General features: G+C 68.4%; 19 protein-coding genes and 7 pseudogenes. 12 read left to right on the forward strand and 14 right to left on the reverse strand.

Features of this window, described 5'->3' with window-relative positions; translation table 11 throughout:
* Nucleotides 1–7: 7 nt before the first annotated feature.
* Entirely contained in the window at nt 8–2,263 is a 2,256-nt protein-coding gene (locus tag CLM62_RS27595) for an LLM class flavin-dependent oxidoreductase (protein WP_095752618.1), read from the reverse strand.
* Nucleotides 2,264–2,373: 110 nt separating this feature from the next.
* Here CLM62_RS27595 and CLM62_RS27600 point away from each other — a divergent pair, with 110 nt between their 5' ends.
* The 4 genes and pseudogenes from CLM62_RS27600 to CLM62_RS27615 all read left to right on the forward strand — a co-directional run bounded on the left by CLM62_RS27600 (nt 2,374) and on the right by CLM62_RS27615 (nt 6,319).
* Nucleotides 2,374–2,805: a MarR family winged helix-turn-helix transcriptional regulator gene (locus CLM62_RS27600; RefSeq protein WP_095752619.1), complete on the forward strand. Its 432-nt coding sequence runs from the start codon at nt 2,374–2,376 to the stop codon at nt 2,803–2,805.
* Nucleotides 2,806–4,253: 1,448 nt separating this feature from the next.
* A complete protein-coding gene (locus CLM62_RS27605; protein WP_095752620.1) occupies nt 4,254–4,496 on the forward strand; it encodes a hypothetical protein in 243 nt (80 codons plus the stop codon).
* Nucleotides 4,493–5,017 carry a hypothetical protein gene (locus CLM62_RS27610; protein WP_095752621.1) on the forward strand — a complete coding sequence of 175 codons (525 nt, stop codon included), beginning with the start codon at nt 4,493–4,495 and terminating at the stop codon, nt 5,015–5,017. The genes CLM62_RS27605 and CLM62_RS27610 overlap by 4 nt, the downstream gene beginning before the upstream one ends.
* Nucleotides 5,018–5,198: 181 nt before the next feature.
* Nucleotides 5,199–6,319, forward strand: a pseudogene (locus CLM62_RS27615) (IS630 family transposase).
* 70 nt (nt 6,320–6,389) lie between these two features.
* Here CLM62_RS27615 and CLM62_RS27620 read toward each other — a convergent pair.
* From CLM62_RS27620 to CLM62_RS27640, 5 genes and pseudogenes are all read right to left on the reverse strand, one after another.
* Entirely contained in the window at nt 6,390–6,704 is a 315-nt protein-coding gene (locus CLM62_RS27620; protein ID WP_095752622.1) for a hypothetical protein, read from the reverse strand.
* Between the two features lie 223 nt (nt 6,705–6,927).
* Nucleotides 6,928–7,896, reverse strand: a complete 969-nt coding sequence (locus CLM62_RS27625) for a hypothetical protein (RefSeq protein WP_257004119.1) — start codon at nt 7,894–7,896, stop codon at nt 6,928–6,930.
* Nucleotides 7,897–8,164: 268 nt separating this feature from the next.
* Nucleotides 8,165–8,275: pseudogene (locus CLM62_RS27630) on the reverse strand (ATP-binding protein); the annotation flags it as partial.
* Between the two features lie 255 nt (nt 8,276–8,530).
* Nucleotides 8,531–9,464 (reverse strand): annotated as a pseudogene (locus tag CLM62_RS27635) (IS982 family transposase).
* Between the two features lie 27 nt (nt 9,465–9,491).
* The gene (locus tag CLM62_RS27640) at nt 9,492–10,046 is read right to left on the reverse strand and encodes an ABATE domain-containing protein (protein ID WP_095752624.1); all 555 of its coding nucleotides are present in this window, start codon (nt 10,044–10,046) and stop codon (nt 9,492–9,494) included.
* A gap of 104 nt (nt 10,047–10,150) precedes the next feature.
* Between CLM62_RS27640 and CLM62_RS27645 the strand changes: the two genes are divergently transcribed.
* Together CLM62_RS27645 and CLM62_RS27650 are read left to right on the forward strand one after the other, a co-directional pair.
* Nucleotides 10,151–10,444 (forward strand): hypothetical protein, encoded by a 294-nt coding sequence (locus CLM62_RS27645; RefSeq protein WP_095752625.1) that lies wholly within the window; start codon nt 10,151–10,153, stop codon nt 10,442–10,444.
* Nucleotides 10,445–10,469: 25 nt separating this feature from the next.
* Nucleotides 10,470–11,555, forward strand: a complete 1,086-nt coding sequence (locus tag CLM62_RS27650; protein WP_095752626.1) for a DNA alkylation repair protein — start codon at nt 10,470–10,472, stop codon at nt 11,553–11,555.
* Nucleotides 11,556–11,910: 355 nt separating this feature from the next.
* On the opposite strand, the pseudogene CLM62_RS27655 reads toward CLM62_RS27650, so the two are convergent.
* Nucleotides 11,911–12,066, reverse strand: a pseudogene (locus CLM62_RS27655) (transposase); the annotation flags it as partial.
* Nucleotides 12,067–12,208: 142 nt separating this feature from the next.
* Between CLM62_RS27655 and CLM62_RS27660 the strand changes: the two are divergent.
* Together CLM62_RS27660 and CLM62_RS27665 are read left to right on the forward strand one after the other, a co-directional pair.
* Nucleotides 12,209–12,370: pseudogene (locus tag CLM62_RS27660) on the forward strand (DNA primase); the annotation flags it as partial.
* A gap of 4 nt (nt 12,371–12,374) precedes the next feature.
* Entirely contained in the window at nt 12,375–13,106 is a 732-nt protein-coding gene (locus CLM62_RS27665) for a hypothetical protein (RefSeq protein ID WP_095752627.1), read from the forward strand.
* Between the two features lie 105 nt (nt 13,107–13,211).
* On the opposite strand, the gene CLM62_RS27670 is transcribed toward CLM62_RS27665, so the two are convergent.
* Nucleotides 13,212–13,535: a hypothetical protein gene (locus CLM62_RS27670; RefSeq protein ID WP_143659160.1), complete on the reverse strand. Its 324-nt coding sequence runs from the start codon at nt 13,533–13,535 to the stop codon at nt 13,212–13,214.
* A gap of 47 nt (nt 13,536–13,582) precedes the next feature.
* On the opposite strand from CLM62_RS27670, the gene CLM62_RS27675 reads away from it, so the two are divergent.
* Nucleotides 13,583–14,278 (forward strand): TetR/AcrR family transcriptional regulator, encoded by a 696-nt coding sequence (locus CLM62_RS27675; RefSeq protein WP_095752629.1) that lies wholly within the window; start codon nt 13,583–13,585, stop codon nt 14,276–14,278.
* 195 nt (nt 14,279–14,473) lie between these two features.
* Here the strand turns inward: CLM62_RS27675 and CLM62_RS27680 are convergent, their stop codons facing one another.
* Together CLM62_RS27680 and CLM62_RS27685 are read right to left on the reverse strand one after the other, a co-directional pair.
* Nucleotides 14,474–15,070 carry a nucleotidyltransferase family protein gene (locus CLM62_RS27680; RefSeq protein WP_095752630.1) on the reverse strand — a complete coding sequence of 199 codons (597 nt, stop codon included), beginning with the start codon at nt 15,068–15,070 and terminating at the stop codon, nt 14,474–14,476.
* A gap of 32 nt (nt 15,071–15,102) precedes the next feature.
* Entirely contained in the window at nt 15,103–15,744 is a 642-nt protein-coding gene (locus tag CLM62_RS27685; protein ID WP_095752631.1) for a transposase, read from the reverse strand.
* Between the two features lie 296 nt (nt 15,745–16,040).
* Between CLM62_RS27685 and CLM62_RS27690 the strand changes: the two genes are divergently transcribed.
* Nucleotides 16,041–16,727, forward strand: a complete 687-nt coding sequence (locus CLM62_RS27690; protein ID WP_095752632.1) for a hypothetical protein — start codon at nt 16,041–16,043, stop codon at nt 16,725–16,727.
* A gap of 53 nt (nt 16,728–16,780) precedes the next feature.
* Nucleotides 16,781–16,882 (forward strand): annotated as a pseudogene (locus CLM62_RS51930) (IS5/IS1182 family transposase); the annotation flags it as partial.
* A gap of 64 nt (nt 16,883–16,946) precedes the next feature.
* On the opposite strand, the gene CLM62_RS27700 reads toward CLM62_RS51930, so the two are convergent.
* Nucleotides 16,947–17,687, reverse strand: a complete 741-nt coding sequence (locus tag CLM62_RS27700) for a class I SAM-dependent methyltransferase (protein ID WP_020869792.1) — start codon at nt 17,685–17,687, stop codon at nt 16,947–16,949.
* A 164-nt stretch (nt 17,688–17,851) separates the two neighbouring features.
* Between CLM62_RS27700 and CLM62_RS27705 the strand changes: the two genes are divergently transcribed.
* A complete protein-coding gene (locus tag CLM62_RS27705; RefSeq protein ID WP_095752633.1) occupies nt 17,852–18,106 on the forward strand; it encodes a hypothetical protein in 255 nt (84 codons plus the stop codon).
* Between the two features lie 64 nt (nt 18,107–18,170).
* Here CLM62_RS27705 and CLM62_RS27710 read toward each other — a convergent pair.
* The 3 genes and pseudogenes from CLM62_RS27710 to CLM62_RS27720 form a co-directional block, all read right to left on the reverse strand.
* Nucleotides 18,171–18,959, reverse strand: a pseudogene (locus CLM62_RS27710) (IS5 family transposase); the annotation flags it as partial.
* Between the two features lie 145 nt (nt 18,960–19,104).
* Complete coding sequence (locus tag CLM62_RS27715) at nt 19,105–19,518, reverse strand: RacP protein (protein ID WP_257004120.1); 414 nt, start codon at nt 19,516–19,518, stop codon at nt 19,105–19,107.
* A gap of 2 nt (nt 19,519–19,520) precedes the next feature.
* The gene (locus CLM62_RS27720; protein ID WP_257004121.1) at nt 19,521–20,570 is read right to left on the reverse strand and encodes a DUF6192 family protein; all 1,050 of its coding nucleotides are present in this window, start codon (nt 20,568–20,570) and stop codon (nt 19,521–19,523) included.
* Between the last annotated feature and the right edge of the window lie 699 nt (nt 20,571–21,269).

Below are 21,269 nucleotides of genomic sequence, written 5' to 3' on the forward strand. Positions count from 1 at the left end.
CCCGGGGTCATGCCGTCGTCGGGCTGATGGGGAAGTTGTTGCGGAAGACGTTCTGCGGATCGTAGACGCTCTTCACCTGCCGCAGCCGTTCCAGGGTGGCCGGCGGGAACGCCTTGGTCAGTTCGGCGGCCTGGTCATGGGTCGTGAAGCTGAGGTAGAGGCCGGTCGCGGGGACCTTCTCCCATTCCTGGGTCGCCTGTTCTTCGTGGCCCTGGCGGACCAGGACAGACAGGGAGAAGTTCTGCGTGCGGTGGGCGTAGGCGGTGGCGTCGGCCGGCACGTCGTTGATGGCTCCGCCCACGGCGCGGATCTGGAAGTAGCTGGTGTCCCTGCGGTCGAACAGGCCCGTCACCAGGGCGGCGGTGCCGGCGTCGATGTGGTCCACCAGTGCGCTGCGGCTGTGCATCAGGGACTGTCCGTCGTGCTGGTCGTGCGTCGGGGCCATGACCGCCGCGTACGGCACGAGTTGCGCACTCTGCTGTAGGACCGGGGCGACGGGCAGGAAAGGCTCCAGCGACCTGACCGCCCGGTCGGTGTCGTCGCCGGCCCAGACCGCGTACGTCTGGGCGATACGCCGCCCGCCCTGATGGACGACGATGAGGAACGCGGTCAGCTCGCGAGGGCTGTCCTCCATCACCTTGCCCCACATCTGGAGGAAGCCCGCGGTGTCGGTGGCGTTGTGCAGGATCTGGGCGAAGACGACGTCGCCGAGCTCGGTGGCCTCGATGTCGAACGAGGTGACGATGCCCATGTTGGCGCCGGCGCCGCGCAGGGCCCAGAACAGGTCGGGGTGCTGCTCGGCGTCCGCGCGCACCAGGGAGCCGTCGGCCAGGACGACGTCCGCGCCCTTGAGGTGGTCGATGGTGAGGCCGTAGGAGCGGCCGAGGAAGCCCTGCCCGCCGGTGGTGGCCAGTCCGCCGACGCCCACGCCGGCGTAGTCGCCGGAGCTGATCGCGAGACCGTGCGGGGCGAGCGCGGCGGCCACCTCGCCCCAGCGGGCGCCGGGGCCGACGCGCACCAGGCGCCGCTCACGGTCGATGAGCTCGACGCCGTTGAGGGCACCGAGGTCGAGGACGATGCCGCCGTCGTTGGTGGCGGCGCTGCTGATCCCGTGTCCGCCGCTGCGGACCGCCAGCGGCACGTCCTGGTCGCGGGCGTAGCCAAGCGCCTCGGAGACCTGCTGCGGTGTGGTGGGGCGCAGTACCAGTCCGGGCCGGCCGGACCACACGTATGTGGAGCGGACCTTGTGGTAATCGCGGTCTCCCGGCTCCACGGCCCGCTCGGCGAGGTCCTCGGGCAGGCCGTCGTAGTCGATGCCGCCGCGGCGCTTGGCCAGGGCGGCGGCCGGGCGGACCCCGCCCGTGGGCGTGCCGGCGGACTCGCGTTCGGCGGCGGCCTGCTCGCGCAGGGCCGGGGCGACCTCCTCGGCGAAGGTCTGGAGTGTCACGGGGTCGTCGGAGGCGAGGATGAAGGTGCCGATGCCGTCCTCCAGGACGAAGGGGAGGAGCTGTTCCACCCACTGCTCGGCCGGCCCCTTGAGGAAGTCGCCCGAAGTGCCGAAGGCTCCCTGGATGTTGAGCAGACGGCGGATCTCGCGCGGGTCGCGGTCGTGCCGCGCGGCCGCCTCGTCGATGATCGCGTTGCCCTCGCTCAGGGTCGGCGAGGACAGGTAGCTCAGGCTGGGCATCCAGCCGTCGGCCTTCTCGCCGATCAACCGGAGCATACGGGGCTTGTAGGCGCCCAGCCAGATCGGCACGTCATGGGCGGGTGCCGGGCCACGCTTGGCGCCCTTGACCTTGTAGTACGTGCCGTCGACGCGCAGGGCGCCGCGCTCGTCGACCGCCCAGATGCCGCGGATGACGTCGATGGCCTCGCTCAGCGCCTGGACGCTCTCGCCCGGTGTCAGCTTCCGCCCGCCCATGGCCTCGATGGCGTCCCAGAAGCCGCCCGCACCCAGACCGAGGTCGATCCGACCGCCCGACAGCATGTCGAGGCCGGCCACCGAGCGGGCCAGGACCGCGGGCTGACGCAGCGGCAGGTTGATCACGGCGCCGGACAGGTGGACGCGCTCGGTGCGGGCGGCGACCCAGCTGATCAGCGTCCAGGTGTCGAGGAAGGCCGCCTGGTAGGGGTGGTCCTGGAAGGTCACCAGGTCCAGGCCCACCTGCTCGGAGTGCACTGCCAGGTCCACCACACGCTGGGGGTCCTGATTCTGAGGTGTGAGGAATGATCCGAAACGCAGGTCGTGACCGTAGTCGGTCATGAGAACCGCCCCCTGTCCGTACGGGCTCGATCGTGGATGTCAGCAGATCGTTGAACCTTACGAACGATCGAATGATTCCCATCATCGGTCACGGTTGATAGGATCGTCTCGTGATCACCGACCGCGTCAGCTTCGCCCTGGCCCGCTTGGGCCGGATCGCCGAGACAGAGCTCCGGCACGCGCTGGCCGACATGGGGCTCAAGTTCAGCCACGCCCACGTGCTGGGGCTGCTGGCCGACCGCGAGCGCCTGAGCCAGCAGGCGTTGCTGGAGGAACTGAAGGTCGACCCCAGCGTGCTGGTCACGGTGCTCAACGCCCTCGAGGACAACGGGCTGGTGGCCCGCCGCCGCGATCCCGCCGACCGGCGCCGCCACGTCGTCGAGATCTCCGACCGCGGCACCGACCTGGTCACCCGGGCCGACCGCGCCGTACGGGCCGCCGAGGAGCAGCTGTTCGCCGGCCTGGACGAGCAGGAGCTGACGGAGCTGCGGCGACTGCTGCACCGGATCAAGACCGGGAACGCCAACGCCTGCGAGGAGTGACGCCCTCAGGGACTCCCACGCTTCCGCGACAACCGGTTCTGTTGGTGGTGCACCGCCCACGGCGGTGTGAATGGCCCGGATACGGCGGCGCTCGTGCCGCCGGTCTGCAGCCCCTTCGCGGCGCCGTGATCACCGGAGTCAGAAGGACGATCATGCGTCGATACACCAAGCGGCCGCCGTAGTCACGGCACTGGGAGCGCTCAGCCTCGCCGCCTTCGGATCGGAAGCCGCGGACGGGGCCAACACGGCGGACCGCAACACCGGTTCCGGTCGTCGTCTCGAGTCACGGCGGAATCCGTCTCCTGGAACCGCGGGACGCTCAGGTGAACAAGCGCATCATGGAGCGCTTCAGCAGTGAGTTCCTGCCCGCCGGCGATCCCGCACTGGCGAGGAAGTTCATCAGCCCGGACATCGTCATGCACTGTCGGCGTTCGCGTGAAAGTACCCAGCTGGGTACACGGAAACGTACCCAGTGGGCTGGACACTGGAGCGCTGTAGCCGCGAGCCGGGGGGCAGCGGCTGCGGTCCCACATCTTGGAGATGCAGGTGGCCCGAGTGCCTCGCCAGCGCAAGTCCGTTGTGGAGCGCACGGTCAGCGTGGGATCAGCGAGCCCTCTCCCGTGACCGTCAGGCGCGCCTGGGGGCCACCCGGTGAGCAGTTGCGGCCGTTGGGATAGGTGGGCTGCGGGGTGATACTGATCTGTCGGTCAAGCACAGTAGCGCCCCGCTGGTTCTTGAATACCAGCGTGACGTGTATTGGCTTTCCTGGCAGGTCACGTACGGCCGCGAAGCCAGGCCAGACGGGGGTTTGGGGGGTCCTCGCTGCCGGGCTTGCTGTGGCGGTAGCGGATTCCGTGGTCATCACGGGGTTCCCTGGGGTCGCCGGTTGTTCCCACCGGCTCCCCATCTGCAGCGTGCGCTTCCGGCATGTGTCGTCCCAGCAGGCCGTAAGGGTCGCGTCGGCCACCCTGTTCGCCAGTTCCGGGGAGACCTTGACCCGGATCCCGGCGGGCGCGTCCATCAGGGTGCAGGGATGGGTGTCTCCCGCGGAACACCCGGACGCGGTCAGCAGCGTCAGAGCCGCCAGGGGCACCGCCAATCCGACGTTCTGTCTCACGCTGGCTCCTCGGCAACCGTCTGCGTCTTGATCACGGCCAGTCATGGTCGCACAGCAGCTGCACCACGCCGCCGGTGCGTGGACGGAGCCAAACGGAGCCAGAGCCCCGCGTGGCCGAGCATGAGCACGGAACGGGCGCAGCGCGGGCCGTATTTCTCCTGGAATGGAGGGAGCGTCAACGCGCGGGCGTAGCCTGCGCGTTCCCCGTCGAGGCTGGGTACGTAGCCGTGTACCTGCCCTGGGCACGTTCGGGTGTACGCCGACACCAGTCTCAACCCCCTGGACCACCCCCGAGGACGCCTCACCTAAACGGAACTTCACCGACGTCCACATGATCGCCGCGGTGATCCGCCGGTTTGACGTCGTCGCCGTTCAGGAGGTGCGCGGCAATCTGCGGGCCCTGCGCTATCTGCTGAAAGTCCTGGGGGAGGACTGGGCGTTCATCCTCACCGACGTCACCGAGGGCAAGGCTGGCACAACGAGCGCCTGGCGTTCCTGTTCGACACCCGCCGTGTCAAACCCTCCGGCCTGGCCTGCGAGATCGTCGTCCCGCTGGAGCAGGAAGCGGGTGTGAGCACGGCGGATCTGGACCGGCAGTTCGTCCGCGCCCCCTACGCGGTCAGCTTCCTCTCCCAGGGCCAGACGTTCACCCTGGTCACCCTTCACGTCCTGTACGGGGAGGCGCCCGCCGACCGGGTGCCGGAGCTGCGGGCGATCGCCACGTGGCTGGCGGGGTGGGTGGAGCGGGGATTCGGCTGGGACCACAACCTGATCGCGCTCGGCGACTTCAACATCGACCGCGCCGGCGATCCCCTGTTCCAGGCGTTCACCTCCACCGGCCTGGTCCCCGCGCCGCAGTTGGAGGGGCTGCCGCGGACCATTTTCGACGACCCGGGAGCGGAGGACTTCAACGACCAGATCGCCTGGTTCACCAAAGACCAAAAACGTCGCCCCGTCCTGGCCCTGGACACCGTCACCGGCGGCCACGTCGACTTCGTCCCCCCACTGCAGGGCGACCGCACCCTGACCGACTTGTCGTGGCGCATCTCCGACCACTACCCCCTGTGGGTCGAATTCGCGATCCCCGCGCAGTGACTCCAGCAACCGCCAGAGTTTGCCCAGCTTGCGGATGCCGGTGAAGGTGAGGTCGCTGAGCGGGGCAATGAGCGTTCTCCATCCTCAGTCTGAGCTAGTGCTGTGGCCGCATAGGTTCGCCGGGTTGGTGGTCGTGGCGGTTGGATGTGCGGTGACGTCCGATCCGATCGCTGGAGGCGCGGTGGCTGAGCCTGTCCGTGTGCGCAGACTGGCCGACCCGGAGGGCCAGCGGCTGCAGCAGATCGTGCGCCGGGGCAGCACCAGTTCGGTGCGCTACCGGCGCGCGATGATGCTGCTGGCCTCGGCCGGCGGGAACCGCGTGCCGGTGATCGCTCAGCTGGTCCAGGCCGACGACAACACCGTCCGCAATGTGATCCACCGCTTCAACGAGATCGGCCTGGCCTGCCTGGACCCTCAATGGGCGGGAGGCCGTCCCCGCCAACTCAGCCCTGACGATGAGGACTTCGTCGTGGCGACGGCCACCACCCGCCCGGCCAAGCTCGACCAGCCCTTCACCCGCTGGTCGATCCGCAAACTCGCCGCCTACCTGGCAAAGTCCATGGCAGGGTAATCCGCATCGGCCGCGAGGCCTTACGCCGCATACTCGCCCGCCGTGGTGTCACCTTCCAGCGCACCAAGACGTGGAAGGAGTCCCCGGACCCCAAGCGTGACGCCAAGCTCGACCGCATCGAGGAAGTCCTGGATCGCTTCCCGGACCGGGTCTTCGCGTTCGACGAGTTCGGTCCGCTCGGGATCCGGCCCACCGCGGGCTCGGGCTGGGCCGAACAAGGGCGTCCCGACCGGCTGCCGACCACCTACCACCACACCCATGGAGTCCGGTACTTCCACGGCTGCTACTCGGTCGGCGACGACACGTCGTGGGGCGTGAACCGCCGCAAGAAGGGAGCTGTGAACACGCTGGCCGCGCTGAAGTCGATCCGCGCCGCCCGGCCCGACGATTCCCCGATCTACGTGATCCTGGACAACCTGTCCGCGCACAAGGGCGCCGACATCCGCCGCTGGGCGAGGAAGAACCGCGTCGAGCTGTGCTTCACTCCGACCTACGCGTCCTGGGCCAACCCAATCGAAGCCCACTTCGGACCGCTGCGGCAGTTCACCATCGCCAACTCCAACCACCCCAACCACACCGTCCAGACCCGAGCCCTGCACGCCTACCTGCGCTGGCGCGACGCCAACGCCCGCCACCGAGACGTCCTGGCCGCCGAACGCCGCGAACGCGCCCGCGTCCGCAGCGAGAAGGGCATCCGCTGGGGCGGTCGGCCCCTCGCCACGGCGGCCTGAACGCAACCCGGCGAACCCCGGCGATGTCGGCGGGATTGCCAAGGCACTGCAAGGGCGCCAAGAGCTACGTCTACCGCTGGTCCACCGACCGTCGACGTGAGCGTCGGACGAGAATGACTACGGTCGCCATGCCCAGGACGACGAACCCGAGTGCCCCAGCCACCCCGGCTTCGAACGGCGGGCCGGAGATCGGCACGACCAGGGTCTCACCGGAAGTCGTTGTCACCTCACAACCTCGCCCGGTGATCGTGGCGCCGTTGAAGTCCGGATGCAGCTGTCCCTCCAGGCACTGTTTTGCCTTGAGGCCAGCCGTCGCCGCCCAAACGGACAGACCGCCGCAGAGCAGCATCCCGATAAGCAGGACTCTGCCGATCGGCAGTCTCATGGCAAGAACCTTTCCCATCTGGGGGCACGACCGCAGCATACGGGTGCGGAGCCGCCTTGCCTGGGGTGAGGTCGGCGAGGCTGCTTCCTGCTCTCCACGGTAAAGCGCGCCACGCGACACGAAGTGAACAGCAACCCGGTGAACCTATGCGGTCACCCCACTAGCCGGCCGGGCACGGATGCTGCGCTCGGGGCGCGATACGGACGGTGAGCACGCGGTGGCGCTACTGGCGGTCGTTCCTCTCTATCTGGGGCGCGGTGGCCGTCGCCGGGAAGGTGCGGCGGACCTCCGCCAAGAGGTGGGGGTAGTCGGTGTCATGGGTGACCACCGCCGCGAGGAGGGCGTCCAGCGCCGCCTTGAGCGGGTCGGGGGCGGCAGCGTCCCAGAGCGCGGTGAAGGCGGCGACCTGGGGCAAGCCGGGGGTTCCGTCGTGGGACTGTGGAACGCGTGCATCGGAGAACACGGCGTCCCGCAACCGTCGTGAGTCGTCCAGGGGCGGCGAGTAGGGCTCGCCCCGGTCGAGCTCCGCCAGGCCGCGCGCCACCCAGTCGATTTCGCTGAGCCCTGCTGTCGCACAGGCGCGGTGCGCTGCCCAGCGGGCGAGCGCGCGCTGTTCCTCGGGACCTGCGGCGTCGATCGCATGCACGAGTGCGGCATCGAGGCCGACGAGGCCCTTGGGATAGCCCTTGAACCCCCGGAGCTTGTCCCGGACATCCCGCAGTCGGTCGCTGGGCAGGCACCCGCCCCACGCGTCCATCTCCTTTTCAAGCTCGGCGTGCTCCTCCTCCTCGCGGGCATGGCGCTCTGCCTTGGCCCGCTCCTCGGGGGTGGGGCCTGGGGGCTGCTCGCGCGCGAACTCGTGCCAATAGGCGGCGGCTCGGCTGGTTTCCTTGACCACGCGGTCCGTCGCCGGCGGGCTCGGCCAGAATCGCAGCAGATACTCATCCAGCATGGGTTCGCCCGCGTCGCGTACCGCGTTGTGCGTCTCGTCCATACCTCGGCAGTAGTAACGGACCCGGTACGAGGTCTGGGAGAGGGGGAGTGGATACCAGCCGTAGTCCCACTCCACGAGATAGGTCTTGTCCGATATGGGTCGGAACGACACCTCGACGATGTCCTCCCAGGCGTCGGCGTTCAGGGGCGGTTCCGTCTCGTGCAGCTCGACGGTGATTGGGACGGAGCCGGTGTGCATTCCAGTCAGCAGAAAGAGATGGCCTGGCACTGCCCCGCCGCACAGCCCTGCCCGCTGCCCCGCGAAAGAAGCTCCGAGGTCGTGACCGTCGTCGTTGCTGCAGACATAGATCTGCCCGTAGGCCACGTGTACTTCGCCGCTGAAGAGTGTTCGCATAGATCAAGCGTGCCGCGTGGTTCTGACAACGAGCTCTTTCCGATCTCACGCTGAGGCAAGGTGAAGGGCGAGGACGGCTTGACGATCTCGGTGATCCGACCAGGTCCGCCAGGATCCGGCTGGTCTTGGCGAACCGGATGTGGGCGTCTTGGGGGACGGCAAGGTGGCCGAGGGCCTGAGTGATGTGTGTCTTCCCGACCCCGACCGGGCCGAAGAGGATCACGGGAACTCGGCGGATGGGCGGGGGACGCCGTCGAGGTCGGTCCAGGTGAGCCCGTGGTTCTGCATCGTGATCGGCATGTCGCCATCATGGCCACGGGCACTGACAACCCGTCCTTGCACCTGGGATTCGTGGATCAGAGAGCCGAGGTTCAAGGACGGGTCAGAGCCGAAGGTCGACATCCTCCCGTGCGGCAGCGGGAGGCCGCGGCTGATCCGGGAACAGCACAGCGACACCTAGATGATCGATTCTAAGGGGTCAGTGGTCATAGGCGGTCAGTGAGCGCAGGACGGGCTGTCCCATGTAGTCGTTGTGCCAGATCGCTACGGTCAGCGCGAGGATGCGCTGCATGAAGCGGGCGATGACCCCGCCCGGCGTGCGTCCTCGGTGCTGTTCGAGATCGAGCTGTCCCTTGAAGGTCTCGTTGACCGACTCGATGACCTGCCGCAACGGCTTGAACAGGGGTGCGCCGGGCCGTTCCGGCTCGTCCCTGCGGGCCGGCCGCAGCAGCCGGATGTCCTGCTCAGCCAGTTGATGTTCGAAGTCACGGCCGAAGTAGTTCTTGTCGCCGATCAGCGTCTGGCCGGGCCGATCAGCGTCTGGCCGGGCCGGTCGGCGGCCAGGCCGGGTTCGGCGGCGAGCAGGTCCAGCAGGGCCTCGCGCTCGTCGGCCTTGGCCCCGGTCAGGGCGAAGGCGACGGCCAGGCCCTGGAGGGTGCACGCCAGGTGCAGCCGCAGGCCCCAGAAGAAGCGTCTGTGGCTGGCGCAGTACCCGTACTCGGCCCATCCGGCCAGTCGGAGCGTTTGACGGTCTCGCGTGAGCGGCCACACTCCACCGGGGTGGAGTCCATGACCCACACGTCGTCGCTCCACACAGTGGTCTCGGTGGCCAGGAGCCGGGTGACCCGCCGGAGCAGCTCGGCCGCCTTGCGCAGCCGCTTGTTGTAGCCGGGCTGCTTGGGCAGGTACGGGAAGAGATGCCGTAGGTGGGAGCGGGCGTGGCGGAGCCACCGGGCCTGGGAGGTGAAGCCGAGCATGGCCTGCGTCATCGCCAGTGTTACTGGCTCGGCGTCGGTGAGCTTCGGGGCGATACCCACCGCCGGCCGCCACGGAGCAAGCTGCGGCGAACCCTTCAGCAGGTCGTCGGTCTCCGCATCGAGTGCGGTCGCGAGGGAGTCCAAGTCTGGTGTCACAACCTGACTTTGGGTTCCCTTGTCTCATCAGCTGTGGGTTCCCGTTTCTCGTGGCTGGCGCCGGGTGGACCTCGCCCGGTTGCCGCAGCCGAGGGAACACCATGCCTGGTCACGGCGCCTGGCCAGGAAGAACATGCCACAACTGGGGGCGTGGCAGCGCCGCACCCGCTGACGGTCTGGACCCGCGGCCAGGACGAGCGTCTCGCGGGCGACGACTGCGTCGGCGCCGCCACCTTGTTCCTGCTGTGCGAGCAGGCCCTCGCCGGTCATCCGGAAGGCGACGGGGGCGGACGAGGCGAGTTCGTTCAGGCGGCGCCGCAGGCTGTCGGTGAGCGGCCGCTGTCCGGCTGTCGCGTCCAGCGCGTCGCGGACCAACCCACGCAGCCGCTCCAGCTGCTCCAAGGACAGGGCGGCCAATCTGCGGTCGGCGGCGCGGGCGCGCCATCGCCTGGTGAGTTCCCGATCGGCGAGGAAGTCGACGTCGCCGCGCCCCGGGGCTGCGCCGATGACGACGGTGTTGGCCAGGTCGAGGACCGGGTCCTCGCCGATCCACGGCATTTCCTGCAGGTCCCGGATGGTCATGCCCCTCAATCTACTGGATTCAGGTCAGCGAACCCGTGATAACTTCTGCTCACGGATTTTATCCACCAAATCCGTGAACCACGTGGTCGACGAAGGGTGATGCCATGAGTGCAACCATCGAGTACGTCAGGTTCGACACCGACGACCCCGCCGCCCTCACCGCCCACCGAGAGCAGCTCGTCGAACTACTCAAGGAGCACTACGGCGACGGCTTTCAGGGCGCCCACCTCGCCCAGTTCGACGACGGTACCGTCCTGGACTTCATCATCTGGTCGTCCGCCGCCGTCGCCGAGCGCGCGGCCAAGGAAATGCCGACCGACCCCCGGGCACAGGGCTTCTTCAGGCGGATCGGCACAGTTCACGAGATGCGGCACGCTCAGGTACTGCACACCGCATAGCCCCAAGACCAAGGAGAATGACGCTGTGCCCTCGGCAGACGAACTACTCAGCGCGGATATCGTCGCCCGCCTCGCCCGATGCCTTACGCGAGCCGGTGACGGGAGCACGGCGCATGAGACCCGGGGGTGCGGCGCCGCCCTGGACGGGCTGAGCTTCACCGAGCGTGTCGCCCTGATCAGAAATGCCGTTCTGGCTGATCTTCCGGCGGACTACCCGGCCTTCGCGAACGTGTTGCGCGCCGCACTGCGGGACAGCGATTTCACCGGATGGATGATCTTCCCGGTCACCGAGGCCGTCGCCGTACGGGGCCGGGACGCCTTCGAGCCGGCGCTCGCCCTGCTTGCAGAACTCACCCCGCGCCTGACCGCGGAGATCGCCGTCCGGCCCTTCCTCCGTGCCGACCTGGAACGCGCGCTCCGGGTCATGACGCCGTGGACCGCGCATCCCGACCTCCACGTCCGCCGACTGGCCAGTGAGGGCACGCGGCCAAGACTGCCTTGGGCGCCCCAGCTTCCGGAGCTGATCGCGGATCCGACACCCGCACTGCCCCTGCTCGACGCGCTGTACCGGGATGACTCCGAGTACGTCCGCAGGTCAGTGGCCAACCACCTCAACGACATCAGCCGTGACCACCCCGACATCGCCGCTGGTGTCGCGGCGCGCTGGCTGAGCGACCCGGCACCGACGACGACCCGATTGGTACGGCATGGCCTGCGGACCCTGATCAAGTCCGGCCACGCCGGGGCCCTTACGTTGCTCGGCCACTCCCCGGACAGTCCCGTCGCTGTCGAGGGTCCGCACGTCCACGCCTCAGAGATCCGGGTCGGCGACTATCTGCTGTTCGACTACTCGGTGACCAACACTGACCATCAGACCGCTCACCTCGTCGTCGACTATGTCGTCCTCCATATGAAAGCCAACGGGACCCGCACCCCCAAGGTCTTCAAACTCACCACGCGGTCCCTGGCTCCCGGCGAGACGTGGCGCGCGACACGCAGACACTCCTTCAAGCCGATCAGTACGCGGCGCTACCACCCGGGTGTCCATCTGGTGCAGCTCCAGGTCAACGGCCGATCCCACGGGGAAGCCTCGTTCACGCTGCACTGCTGAGGGCAACCGCCTCGCATCCCGCTTCGGTGGCGCATCCGCCATCGCGCCGCCACCTCAATGGGGCTTCCGCCACCAGAAACGGGAACCTGCATCCGCGCAGCTATCCCTTGGAATCGATCACCTAGGGTCTGTCCGGCGGATTGCCGCAGAACGCGCGGCCTGACACACCCAAGCTAATTCTCAGCGAGCCCTAACCTCGATCTTTCGTGACGGTCCGTCGGATTCTCTGGCGGGCCGTTTCGGTCCTCCGGGTTGATCACGGGCAGGCCTGTGGCCCGGCTGTCGCGTCGGGCGGGCGCCGGGTTCCACGGCTCCGGTCGGAGTGGTGCTGCTCGTAGGGACGGGAAGCTGTTGGTCAGCCAGGGTTCGGCAGGGCCGCGAGCCGTTGCAGGGCTGCGGTGATCACGTCAGTCCAGGGCCAGTGGGCCGCGAGGCGGAGGATGCGGCGCCGGCCGGTGGTGACGAGCTGGGCTGCGGCGGAGAACAACCGAAGCCGCAGGCGGCAGGGCTCCGCGCTGCACGTGCTCGCGACCCGGCTCACCGACCGGCTGCGGGAGGTCGGTGGCGAGGCACTGGTGCGCGATCCGATGGGCTGGATGCTCGGTCGGGGACTGGTCCAGCGCCCTGCCTGCCCGGACTTCAGGTGCGACGACGAAGTCGGCACCGGGGGCTTCGCCTTCTGGCGCCGCATGCGCCTGATCCCGTTCGAGCGCGTCGTCCCCGACGACCGCAAGATCGACAATCTGGCCGACATCCTCGTCATGGAAGAGGGCCCCGGCATCCTCGGCTGGCTGATCGACGGCGCCCGCCGCTACCAAAGTGCTGGAGGGGCTGGGCGCCCTGGCTGACGACAGCAGCGCGAACCAGGTGTCCTACCTCGACGCGGCGAAGGCGCGTGAGCTGAGCAAGGGCGATCAGAAGCGGATCGGCTCCATCGGCCAGCCGGGCAGCGCCCTGATCGGGTATACGCCCGGGCCGTGGGGCGAAGCCCTGAAGGTGACCCAGATCGACACCGCTGTCGACACCAAGAGCGCCGGCCGCTGGGAAGGCTCGTTCGACGCGGCGGCCATCACCACGTCGCTCAAGTCGAACGGATACAAGCAGAGCGGAGACGGCGAAACCTGGACGGACTCCGGCAGCAAGGGGATGTCGTTCAAGATCTCCAACGACGAGATCTCCTACACCGTTCACGGCGACACCTCCATGGCGGCCGTCACCCCGAAAGACGGCGCCTCGCTGGCCGACAGGAAGGAGTACCAGCGCGTGGCCGAGTGCCTGGGCGACGTCTACCGCGCCGACTTCCTCCCCCTCACCTCCGCCAAACCGGTACGCCTGTCCGCCCTCGGCCAGCAGGCTGCCTCCGCCGCGAAGAACACCGAGATCCTGTGCCTCGTAGCCAAGGACGAGGCAACCGCCGACCGCGCCGCAGCGAAGCTGCGCTCGGTCGTGGCCGACATGTCACCCACGTTCGACGGTACGAAGGTGACCGTCGATAAAGGCGACCAGCCCGTGGTCCGGGCGGCCCTAGCGCGGAGAGACCCTGCCCGGTGACTATGGGTCATGCTCGAATGCGCCGCTGCAGAATGCGTCGTCGCGTGCCAGGGCCCGGTAGGTCACTCCTTCCCAGCATGGCACGCGCCGCGGCCTGGCGCCGCGTCAGGTGATCAGATCGTCGGTGAGCAGTGCGCCGCTTGCATGGACGACGTCCAGATGGTGCACCTCGGGCTCGCCGTCCGGGCGGGAGTCGCCGAAGGCCGCGTCCACCGCGGGGTGGATCCGCTCATCGAACGCGCGGCCGCACTGTTCCTTGGATTCCCACACGTCGATGTAGCGCAGCCCGCCGTCCGGGCGGCGTACGCACAGGTGGAGCAGCGAGCCGTCCAACGGCTCGGGCCCCAGCGCGTCGATGATCCGCTGGTAGAGCTCCTCGCCGATCGGAACGTCCTGGATGTAGGCGTAGACCATGGCAGCCTCTCGCATAAATTGACCCGAATGCACTTCGGGCGAATATTGGTAACGTACGGTCCATGAGCGATCAGGTCAAGGGCGGCAAACGCGGCTACCACGCTCCACGCCGAGCCGAACAGGCCGCCGCCACCCGCCGCGCCGTGCTGGACGCGGCCCGCGAACTGTTCGTGCGGCAGGGCTACGCCGCGACCACGGTCGCGCAGATCGCCCGGCGGGCCGACGTCGCGGTGGACACGGTCTACGCTGCTGTCGGACGCAAACCGGCCTTGCTGCGGGAGTTGGTGGAGACCTCGCTGTCCGGCACCGACCACCCGGTCGCGGCCGCCCAACGCGACTACGTCCTGCGCATCCGGGCCGCGCGCACCGCTGCCGAAAAGATCGCAATCTATGCCGCGGCGGTCACAGAGCTCCAGCAGCGGCTCGCACCAGTGTTCCTGGCCCTTCGTGACGCCGCGGTGACCGATGCCGACTGTGCCACCCTGTGGCTGCAGATCGCCGAGCGCCGAGCGCGCAACATGCGCGAGTTCGCCGCAGACCTGCGCGCCACCGGGGAACTGCGCCCGGATCTGACCGACGACGAGGTCGCCGACACGGTGTGGAGCATGAACGCCGCGGAGCACTGGGTGCTGCTGGTCCACGAGCGAGGGTGGAGCCCCGAGCACTTCGGCGCCAGACTCCGCGATGCCTGGATCCGGCTCTTCCTGCCGCCCGACCGCTGGCCCGGTCAAGCATCGGAGTCGCCCACCGAGCGATAGCCAGCCTCCGAGGCGTCCGGTCTCGACTGCGCAGGAGCCCCAGCATCGCTGCGATCACATACTGGATCAGGTCCGACGAACGCCGAACGAATCGGGTTCGAGGGGGCGACGGCTCAACAGGGATAGGCACTTCTTCTTCACGGAACTGCGGCCAGAGCCTTGAAAATGGCTCTGGCCGCAGTTCCGTGACGACCATCAGTTTGGCCATGGCAGTACTGTGAGCTCCGGCCACTCGTTCTTCCAACGGGCCGCCTTGGTCTCATAGACCTCCCGCGGGGCAAGGACCGGGTTGGGTCGAACGACAAGGTTGAACACGTCGGAGAGCCCATGAGGCGCATAGACGCGCCATCCTCCATCGGGTTCCAGCCGGACGCCCAGACAGCACGTCGTCGCAGCGAAGCAGTCGATCGCGGACTCGGTGGACTCGTGCGGCGGACAGGGCACCCCGAACTTCTGCTCATACCAAAGATGCACCCGGGCTTCGTTGCGGATCTCCACCTCGGCCGGCAGGTCAGCGAATACCTTCTGACCCGCTTTTATCACGGCATCCTCCGCTTCCCAGGAGAGGTCGCTGCCGTCGAAGTAGAAGACGTCGTAGTCCTTGATGCCGTTGGCCGGGGGCCTGCCGGTGGCCACGTTCCACACCGTCTGGAACAGGCAGCCCGCCGTCAGGTACCAGCCGGGCAACTGCAGTGTTGCCGCCCTGGTCATCACGTCAGTCAAGATCTCGTTCTGGGAGAGCACGGATCGCAAGCCGTCGAGTTGCTCAATGAGAGGAAGTCGGCCAAGCATCAGCCTTGCCTATCACGATCATTCCCGGAGCATCACGGCTGGGTGAGGATGCGCGCCCGGAGAAGTTCGAACGAGGCCCGACCATACATCGCCCTTTTTAGCGTTTTCACCCGGTTCACATGTCCTTCGACGACGCCGGAGCTCCAGGGCAGGGTCAGACCGGCGGTGACGGCGTCGAGGTCCTGGCGGAGGAAGCCGGCGAAGCCCTTTATGGGCTTCGGTGTGTCCTGCTCGGCCTGCCGGATCCACTCCAGCAACAGGTATCCGCACTGGTGGCGGACCAGGTCGGCGAACGCCCGAGCGAGATCACAGGCCCGGGCGATGTCCGGGCAGGCGAGCCGGACTTGGAGGAGCCGCTCGTCCTGGCTGTCGGTCAGTGTCTCTCGGGGCCGCATGATCCACGAGGTGATCTTGCGAGGGCTCGGGATGTCGGCCCGGACCGGTTCGGCGGTGCCCACGCGGAGGGCGGCGAGGTGTTTGCGGACGACCTGGCGGCTGCCACGGTAGCCGCGGGCTTGGATCTCGAGGAACAGGCGTGTGCCGCTGACCTGGCCTTGGGCTTCGGCGAAGCGGGCGTTGAGGTACGCCTTGAACGGCTCCAGGACGCCGTTGGGGCGGCGGTCGCGGGCGGAGGCCAGCAGCTCGTCGAGGTCGGTGTCGCGGAAGCGGCGCACGGTCTTGCGGTCGAGGTTCAGACGGCGGGCGATGGCGCTGACGGTCCAGCGTTTCTCCAGCAGGCGGTGGATGTTTTCGTAGCGGTGGCGGGTGCGTTCGATGATCTGGGTGCGGGGCAGTTCCGCGGGCGGTTAAGTGCCTGTTTCAGATTTCGGCGGGTGATCGAGCGTCATGGCCAGCGGTGACGGCGATGAGCCGGATCTTGCTGATGGTCGGCCTGCCTCGCTGCTGACCCGGGGAGCGCATCCAGCCAGATTCGTGGTGTCCCGAGCGGTGCGCTGGATAGGTTGCTCTGATGAAGCTGCCTGCGTACTGGATGACGCGTCCCGCTCCACCCCCGGACCGCGGAACGTCGGCATCCTTCGACCGACTGCTGGAGCAAGCGCTCGCGAACGGTCCCGATGAGCGCATCGACTACCGGCTCGAGGCGCCGAAATGGCAGTTCCTCTGCCATGCCGCAGACCGCGGCAGACTGCTGTTGCACGGCTCGGGCGACCCGGCGATCAGCCGCTTCGAACCCCGGCAGCCGGACGACAGCAGCGAGTTCGGCAACCGGCGCGCGGTCTTCGCCGCCGGCGACGGGCTCTGGCCGATGTACTACGCGATCCTGGACCGGGACCGCCACCCGATGTCGTTGATCAATGGCTGCGCCCGCCTCGCCAACGGCAGCGAGCGGCTCGGCGAGCCGCACTACTACTTCTCCATCAGTGCGCAGGCGCTGAAGCAGCAGCCCTGGCGTCCCGGCACGGTGTACCTGCTGCCCGCCGGCACCTTTGAGCTGCAGCCGCGGATGCGGGTCGGCGATGTCTCGGTGCAGCCGGCCCAATGGGCAAGTCCCGTACCAGTGACCCCTGTCGCCAAACTGGCCGTGCAGCCGGAGGACTTCCCGTTCCTGGACCAGATCCGCGGCCATGACGATGAGCGGGTCTGGGCTCGTGCCGCCGCGGACCCGGATGGCTTCCCCTGGCATGAGGAGGCGTGACACATGCGTCGCGGCGAGGCTGAGGCCCGCTTGAGTCCGGCGTTTTCCACGCGTTGAAGAACTTCCGGGCCGTGGCCACACGCTTCGACAAACGCGCCTACGTCTTCCACGGGACCGTCACCCTCGCCTCGATCCGGCTCTGGCTCCGCCCATGATCAGCCGGACAGGCCCTAGGCCTGCCCGGCGAGGGGATGCCTTCACATCTCGGCGCGGCGGAACTTACGGTTTGTGGGTTACCCAGAGCAGTTCCGCCGGCCAGCGGTGTGCCCAGTCGGGTGGGTCGGTTTCGTTGTAGCCGTTGGGTGTTCCGAGTTCGGGCCGCGGCTCGATGAGGTCGTCGATGATGAGACCCGCGCCGCGCAGGACCTTGACCCAGTCGCCGTAGGTGAGCTGATAGCTGGTCGCGCCGTCGTCTTCGGCGATGGTGTTCAGCCCGAAGTAGTCCTGCTGCAGCGTCGTGGTCACGCGGCTGGCGGCTTCGTCGTAGCAAGCTTCGAACCATGGGCTGGCGACGTTGAACACCAGGCGCCCGCCTCGGCCCAAGACGCGTGCGGCCTGCGGGACGGCCAGGTGCGGGGGCGCCCAGCTGAGCCCACCGAAGTCGCAGAACACCAGGTCGAAGCTGTCGGCGGCGAAGGGGAGTTGTTCGGCGGCGCCTTGCACTAGCGGGTAGCGGGCCGCTCCCATCGCGCGGGCCGCTGCGGCGAGTTGGGCTTCGGACAGGTCGAGCCCGACCACGGTGGCGCCCTCGGCGGCGAGCGCCCTGGACCACTGGCCGGCGCCGCAGCCGAGTTCGAGGACGCGCTTGCCGGTGACGTCGCCCAGGGCGTGCAGGTGCGCGTCGGGGATGGAGTACATGCCCCACAGCCGGGGTGCGGCGCCGATTTGCGGGTCGTGCTCGTGCTGGTAGGCGCTGCTGATCTGGTTCCAGAGCCGCCGGTTGGCGGGGATGCTGTCCACGTGCCGACTCCAGCACTGCCTGCCGGAGGCGGTCAACACGATTAGGGCACTGGCCGGCCCCCGCCTCGGTCCGGCCCTGGCTCGGCCCATGATCCGCCGGACGAGCCCTAGTCCCGGACTCGTCGTCCATCCATGCGGTCGACGCGAAGTTCGACGGCAAGTGCATGGTCGTCGGGTGCACGCAGGAACATCTGAAGGAGCTGGTCGAGCAGTACAAGCGTCGGCCATTCGTCGACGCTGAGCTGTGGGCCGGGAAGATCGGCCGGGCGATGCAGCAGCACCCGGATGGGATCGATGAAGAGGACCTGGCCCGGGAGACTGCGCTGTCCCCGGAGCAGATCGAACTCGGGGTGTTGTGGCACCTGGAGTTCCTTCGCTGGCGTGAGCAGTTCGGCCAGGGCGACGGCGCGGACGAGTAGCCGGGCGCCGGCGTGACGACGATGAGATTGATGTTGGCCGGGCTCAGGCGGCGGTCGGCATCGCTGCTGGGGCGAGCGGTGCTCGCCTGGACCGTCGTGCGGGTTTGCGGGTGAGCCGTCGGGTCATCAGCGTGATGGACGCCCAGGTGATGAGCGACTCGCTGACCTGTGGCAGCCTTTCGTGGTCCCGGCAGTGCCGACGGGCTCGCATGATCCACGAAAGCGACCTCTCCACCACCCAGCGGCGCGGCAGGACCACGAAGCCCTGGGCGTCCGGCGGGCGCCGGACTGTCTTGATCTTGATGTCGAGGCGTACCTTCGCCCAGTCGACCAGCGCGCCCGCGTAGGCGGAATCAGCCCAGACGATCGCGATCTCGGGGTGCATCAGGTGCAGCCGGAACAGCACCTCCTTGGCCGCGTCGCGGTCCTGGACGTCGGCCGGGGTGACCATGACGAGCAGGACCAGGCCGCGCGTGTCGACGACGATGTGCCGCTTGCGGCCATTGATTTTCTTCCCGGCGTCGTAGCCGCGGCTGTCGCGGCTGACGGTCTCGGACGCCTTCACGCTCTGGGAGTCCACGATCACCGCGGCGGCCTGAGGGGTCTTGCCGCTGCTGAGCCGTACACGTCTGCGGAGCTGGTCCCGGATGGCGTTGACGATGCCGGCGGCGGCCCAGCGGCGGGCGAATCCGTAGATCGTCCGCCAGGGCGGGAAGTCCGTGGGCATCGCCCTCCATTTGATCCCGTTATCGACGAGGTAGCGGATGCCGTCGACGATCTCGCGGCGGGGATGCTTCTCCGGCCGCCCGCGTCCGGTCTCGCAGGCCGCGGGCGGAAGCAACGGCTCGATCAGGGCCCATTAGGCGTCCGTCATGTCGGACGGGTACCGGCGTCGGCGCATAGAGAGGGGGCAGGGTCCAGGCCGTCTGGTGCAGGGAGCGAGCCGACCCGGACCCCATCCTTCCTGCTGTCGAAGTGTCGCGTCCCGTAGAGAAAGATCAGCTGGTCTGCGAGGCCGCCATCTCCAGGCTGGCCTCCACCGCTCTGATCTGTGTGTTGAGGTAGTTCGCCCACCGGCTTGTGGGGTAGAGCGCGAGGTGCGGCGCCAGCGTGCCGGTGATCATCCGGCGGAACTGGGTGAGCTTCTCGCTGATCCAGACCCGCTCCCACGCTTCGAGCTCCTGCTCGCTCGCCGCGAAGTGGTAGCCCGTCTCTCGGGTCCAGATCAGCGGCGGCCACTCGCGCTCACCGCACATGTCCCGCAGGGCGGCCAGACCGCTGCGGGTCTGGTATTGGCTCAGCTCGCAGGCGCCCATCAGGCGCTTGAGGGCAAGCCCCGCAGGAGCGGCTTCCATCAGCGCGATGTGGATGAGCTCGGCATGACGCTCCGCTGCCGGGGAGCGCTTGCGCACGTTCACTCACCCCGCAGGATGCGGGCGAGTTCCTCGTCCATGTCGACCCGGCCGGTGGAGACCGCGGTCTCCATCCGGTCGAGCGTCGCGCGGGTGCGGGCGATGTTCGACAGCAACACCTCGCGCTCGTCCCCCGACCACGCGCGATCCCGCATCTTCGGCACCGCCTTGGATGCCTCGCGTACGAACCGGTGGAACGCGCCGAGCAGGTCGACGAACTCCTCGGTCCGCTCGATCCTTCTCACCGCCGGGCCGACTGGCGAGGTGCGGCGGAATGCCTCGGCCTGCTGGCGGGAACGGTCGGCCTGGGCCCGGTTGACCATGTGCCGTGCTCGATCGTCGGCCGCGACCCGCGCGGCGACTTCGGGACGGCGCAGCACGTCGGAGGCCATCCTCGCCGCCGCGGCGTCGTCCTTGACCAGGGACTGCATGGCCTCCGCGCGGTGCTCGGGTCTCTGGGCGTCGTTGACCGCGTGCCGGGTAGCGGTGTCCTCCATCAGCCGGGCGGCGACCTGCGGGCGGCGCAGCACGTCCCGCGTCACCTCCACCGCGACCTCTTCGTCGGCGGCCAGGTCGTGGACGCGCTCCACTTTCTCCTGAACCGTTCCGGGCCGGTCCGGCCGGCGGCCGACCCGCTTCTTGGCCAGGTTCGTCGTCCACCTGCGCGTCCCGGTCACGTCGTCGACCGGCGGGTCGTCGATCGCCTTGAACCGCTCGGCATCGTCCTGGATCGACGCCAGGATCGAGTGGACCTTGTGCGAGACGGCCTCACGGCGCTGGTCGGCCGGCCAACGGTGCGAGGTGAACCGGTAGTTCAGGACCGTACTCAGCGACAACCCGATGTCGTCCGCGTATACCTGCAGCGACGCGTAGACCCCGAACAGCTCGTCGCTGTGCGAGGCCGAACCTCCTTGCGGCCGCATCGGCTCGATCTCCACGGCGTGATCGCCGATCGTGAACATCGCTCGCCCCATATGAGCGACCAGCTGCCGGTCTCCGGCGACGATCTCCTCGTAGCGCTGCCGCGTGACCTGGCCGACGTTCTCGGACACGGTCGCCACCACCCCTTCACGGGGCCGGGTGCGGCACTCCAGGCCGCAAGGAACCCGCGGCCCCTTGCTCCGCTGGAGCGTCCTCCCGCCGCGAGATCCTCAACAAGGCTCCGCCTTCAACTTTGGACGAACCGAGGGGAGTTGGACAGGTGCGCGTTCAGAACACCGTCACGGTGACGGTGTTCTGAACGCTCACTGTCGCTGCCGCCAGGCCTTCGTCCGGCACTTCGGTGAGCAGTAGACCGTCCCCGCCGGGTGCTCCACCCCCGGCGTCCACTGCGCCCCGCACGACGGACACTCCGCCGTATCCAGGTTGTCCCGCAGGGCCGTCACTCTCGCCCGCACCCGGCGGGCCTGATGCCACTGCCTGGAACGACACACCGCCGAACAGAACCGGGCCCGCGGGCCGGCGTCCGGTCGAAGCCGCTCACCACAGGCCGGGCAATACCGGACGGGTGCCCGGCCGACACCATGGGCCACGTGACCAGGCTAGGCCCGCCTCGACATCACTTCAGCGACTTCGGAAACGGGCACTGAGAGGTCGTTTTCTCCCTTGAGGGGGTGCTTTCTCCTTCGTTTCTCGAGGCGGGGTCGTTCTCTCGATGGGACTGGCGGGGTCGACCTGGCGGACGTGCTCTATGGGGTGGCAGCTGGGACGGAATGAGGCGTGCGCCTGTCTCATCCCAAGACGCCGGAATG

The organism is Streptomyces sp. SA15, from assembly GCF_002291145.1.
Taxonomy (GTDB): domain Bacteria; phylum Actinomycetota; class Actinomycetes; order Streptomycetales; family Streptomycetaceae; genus Streptomyces.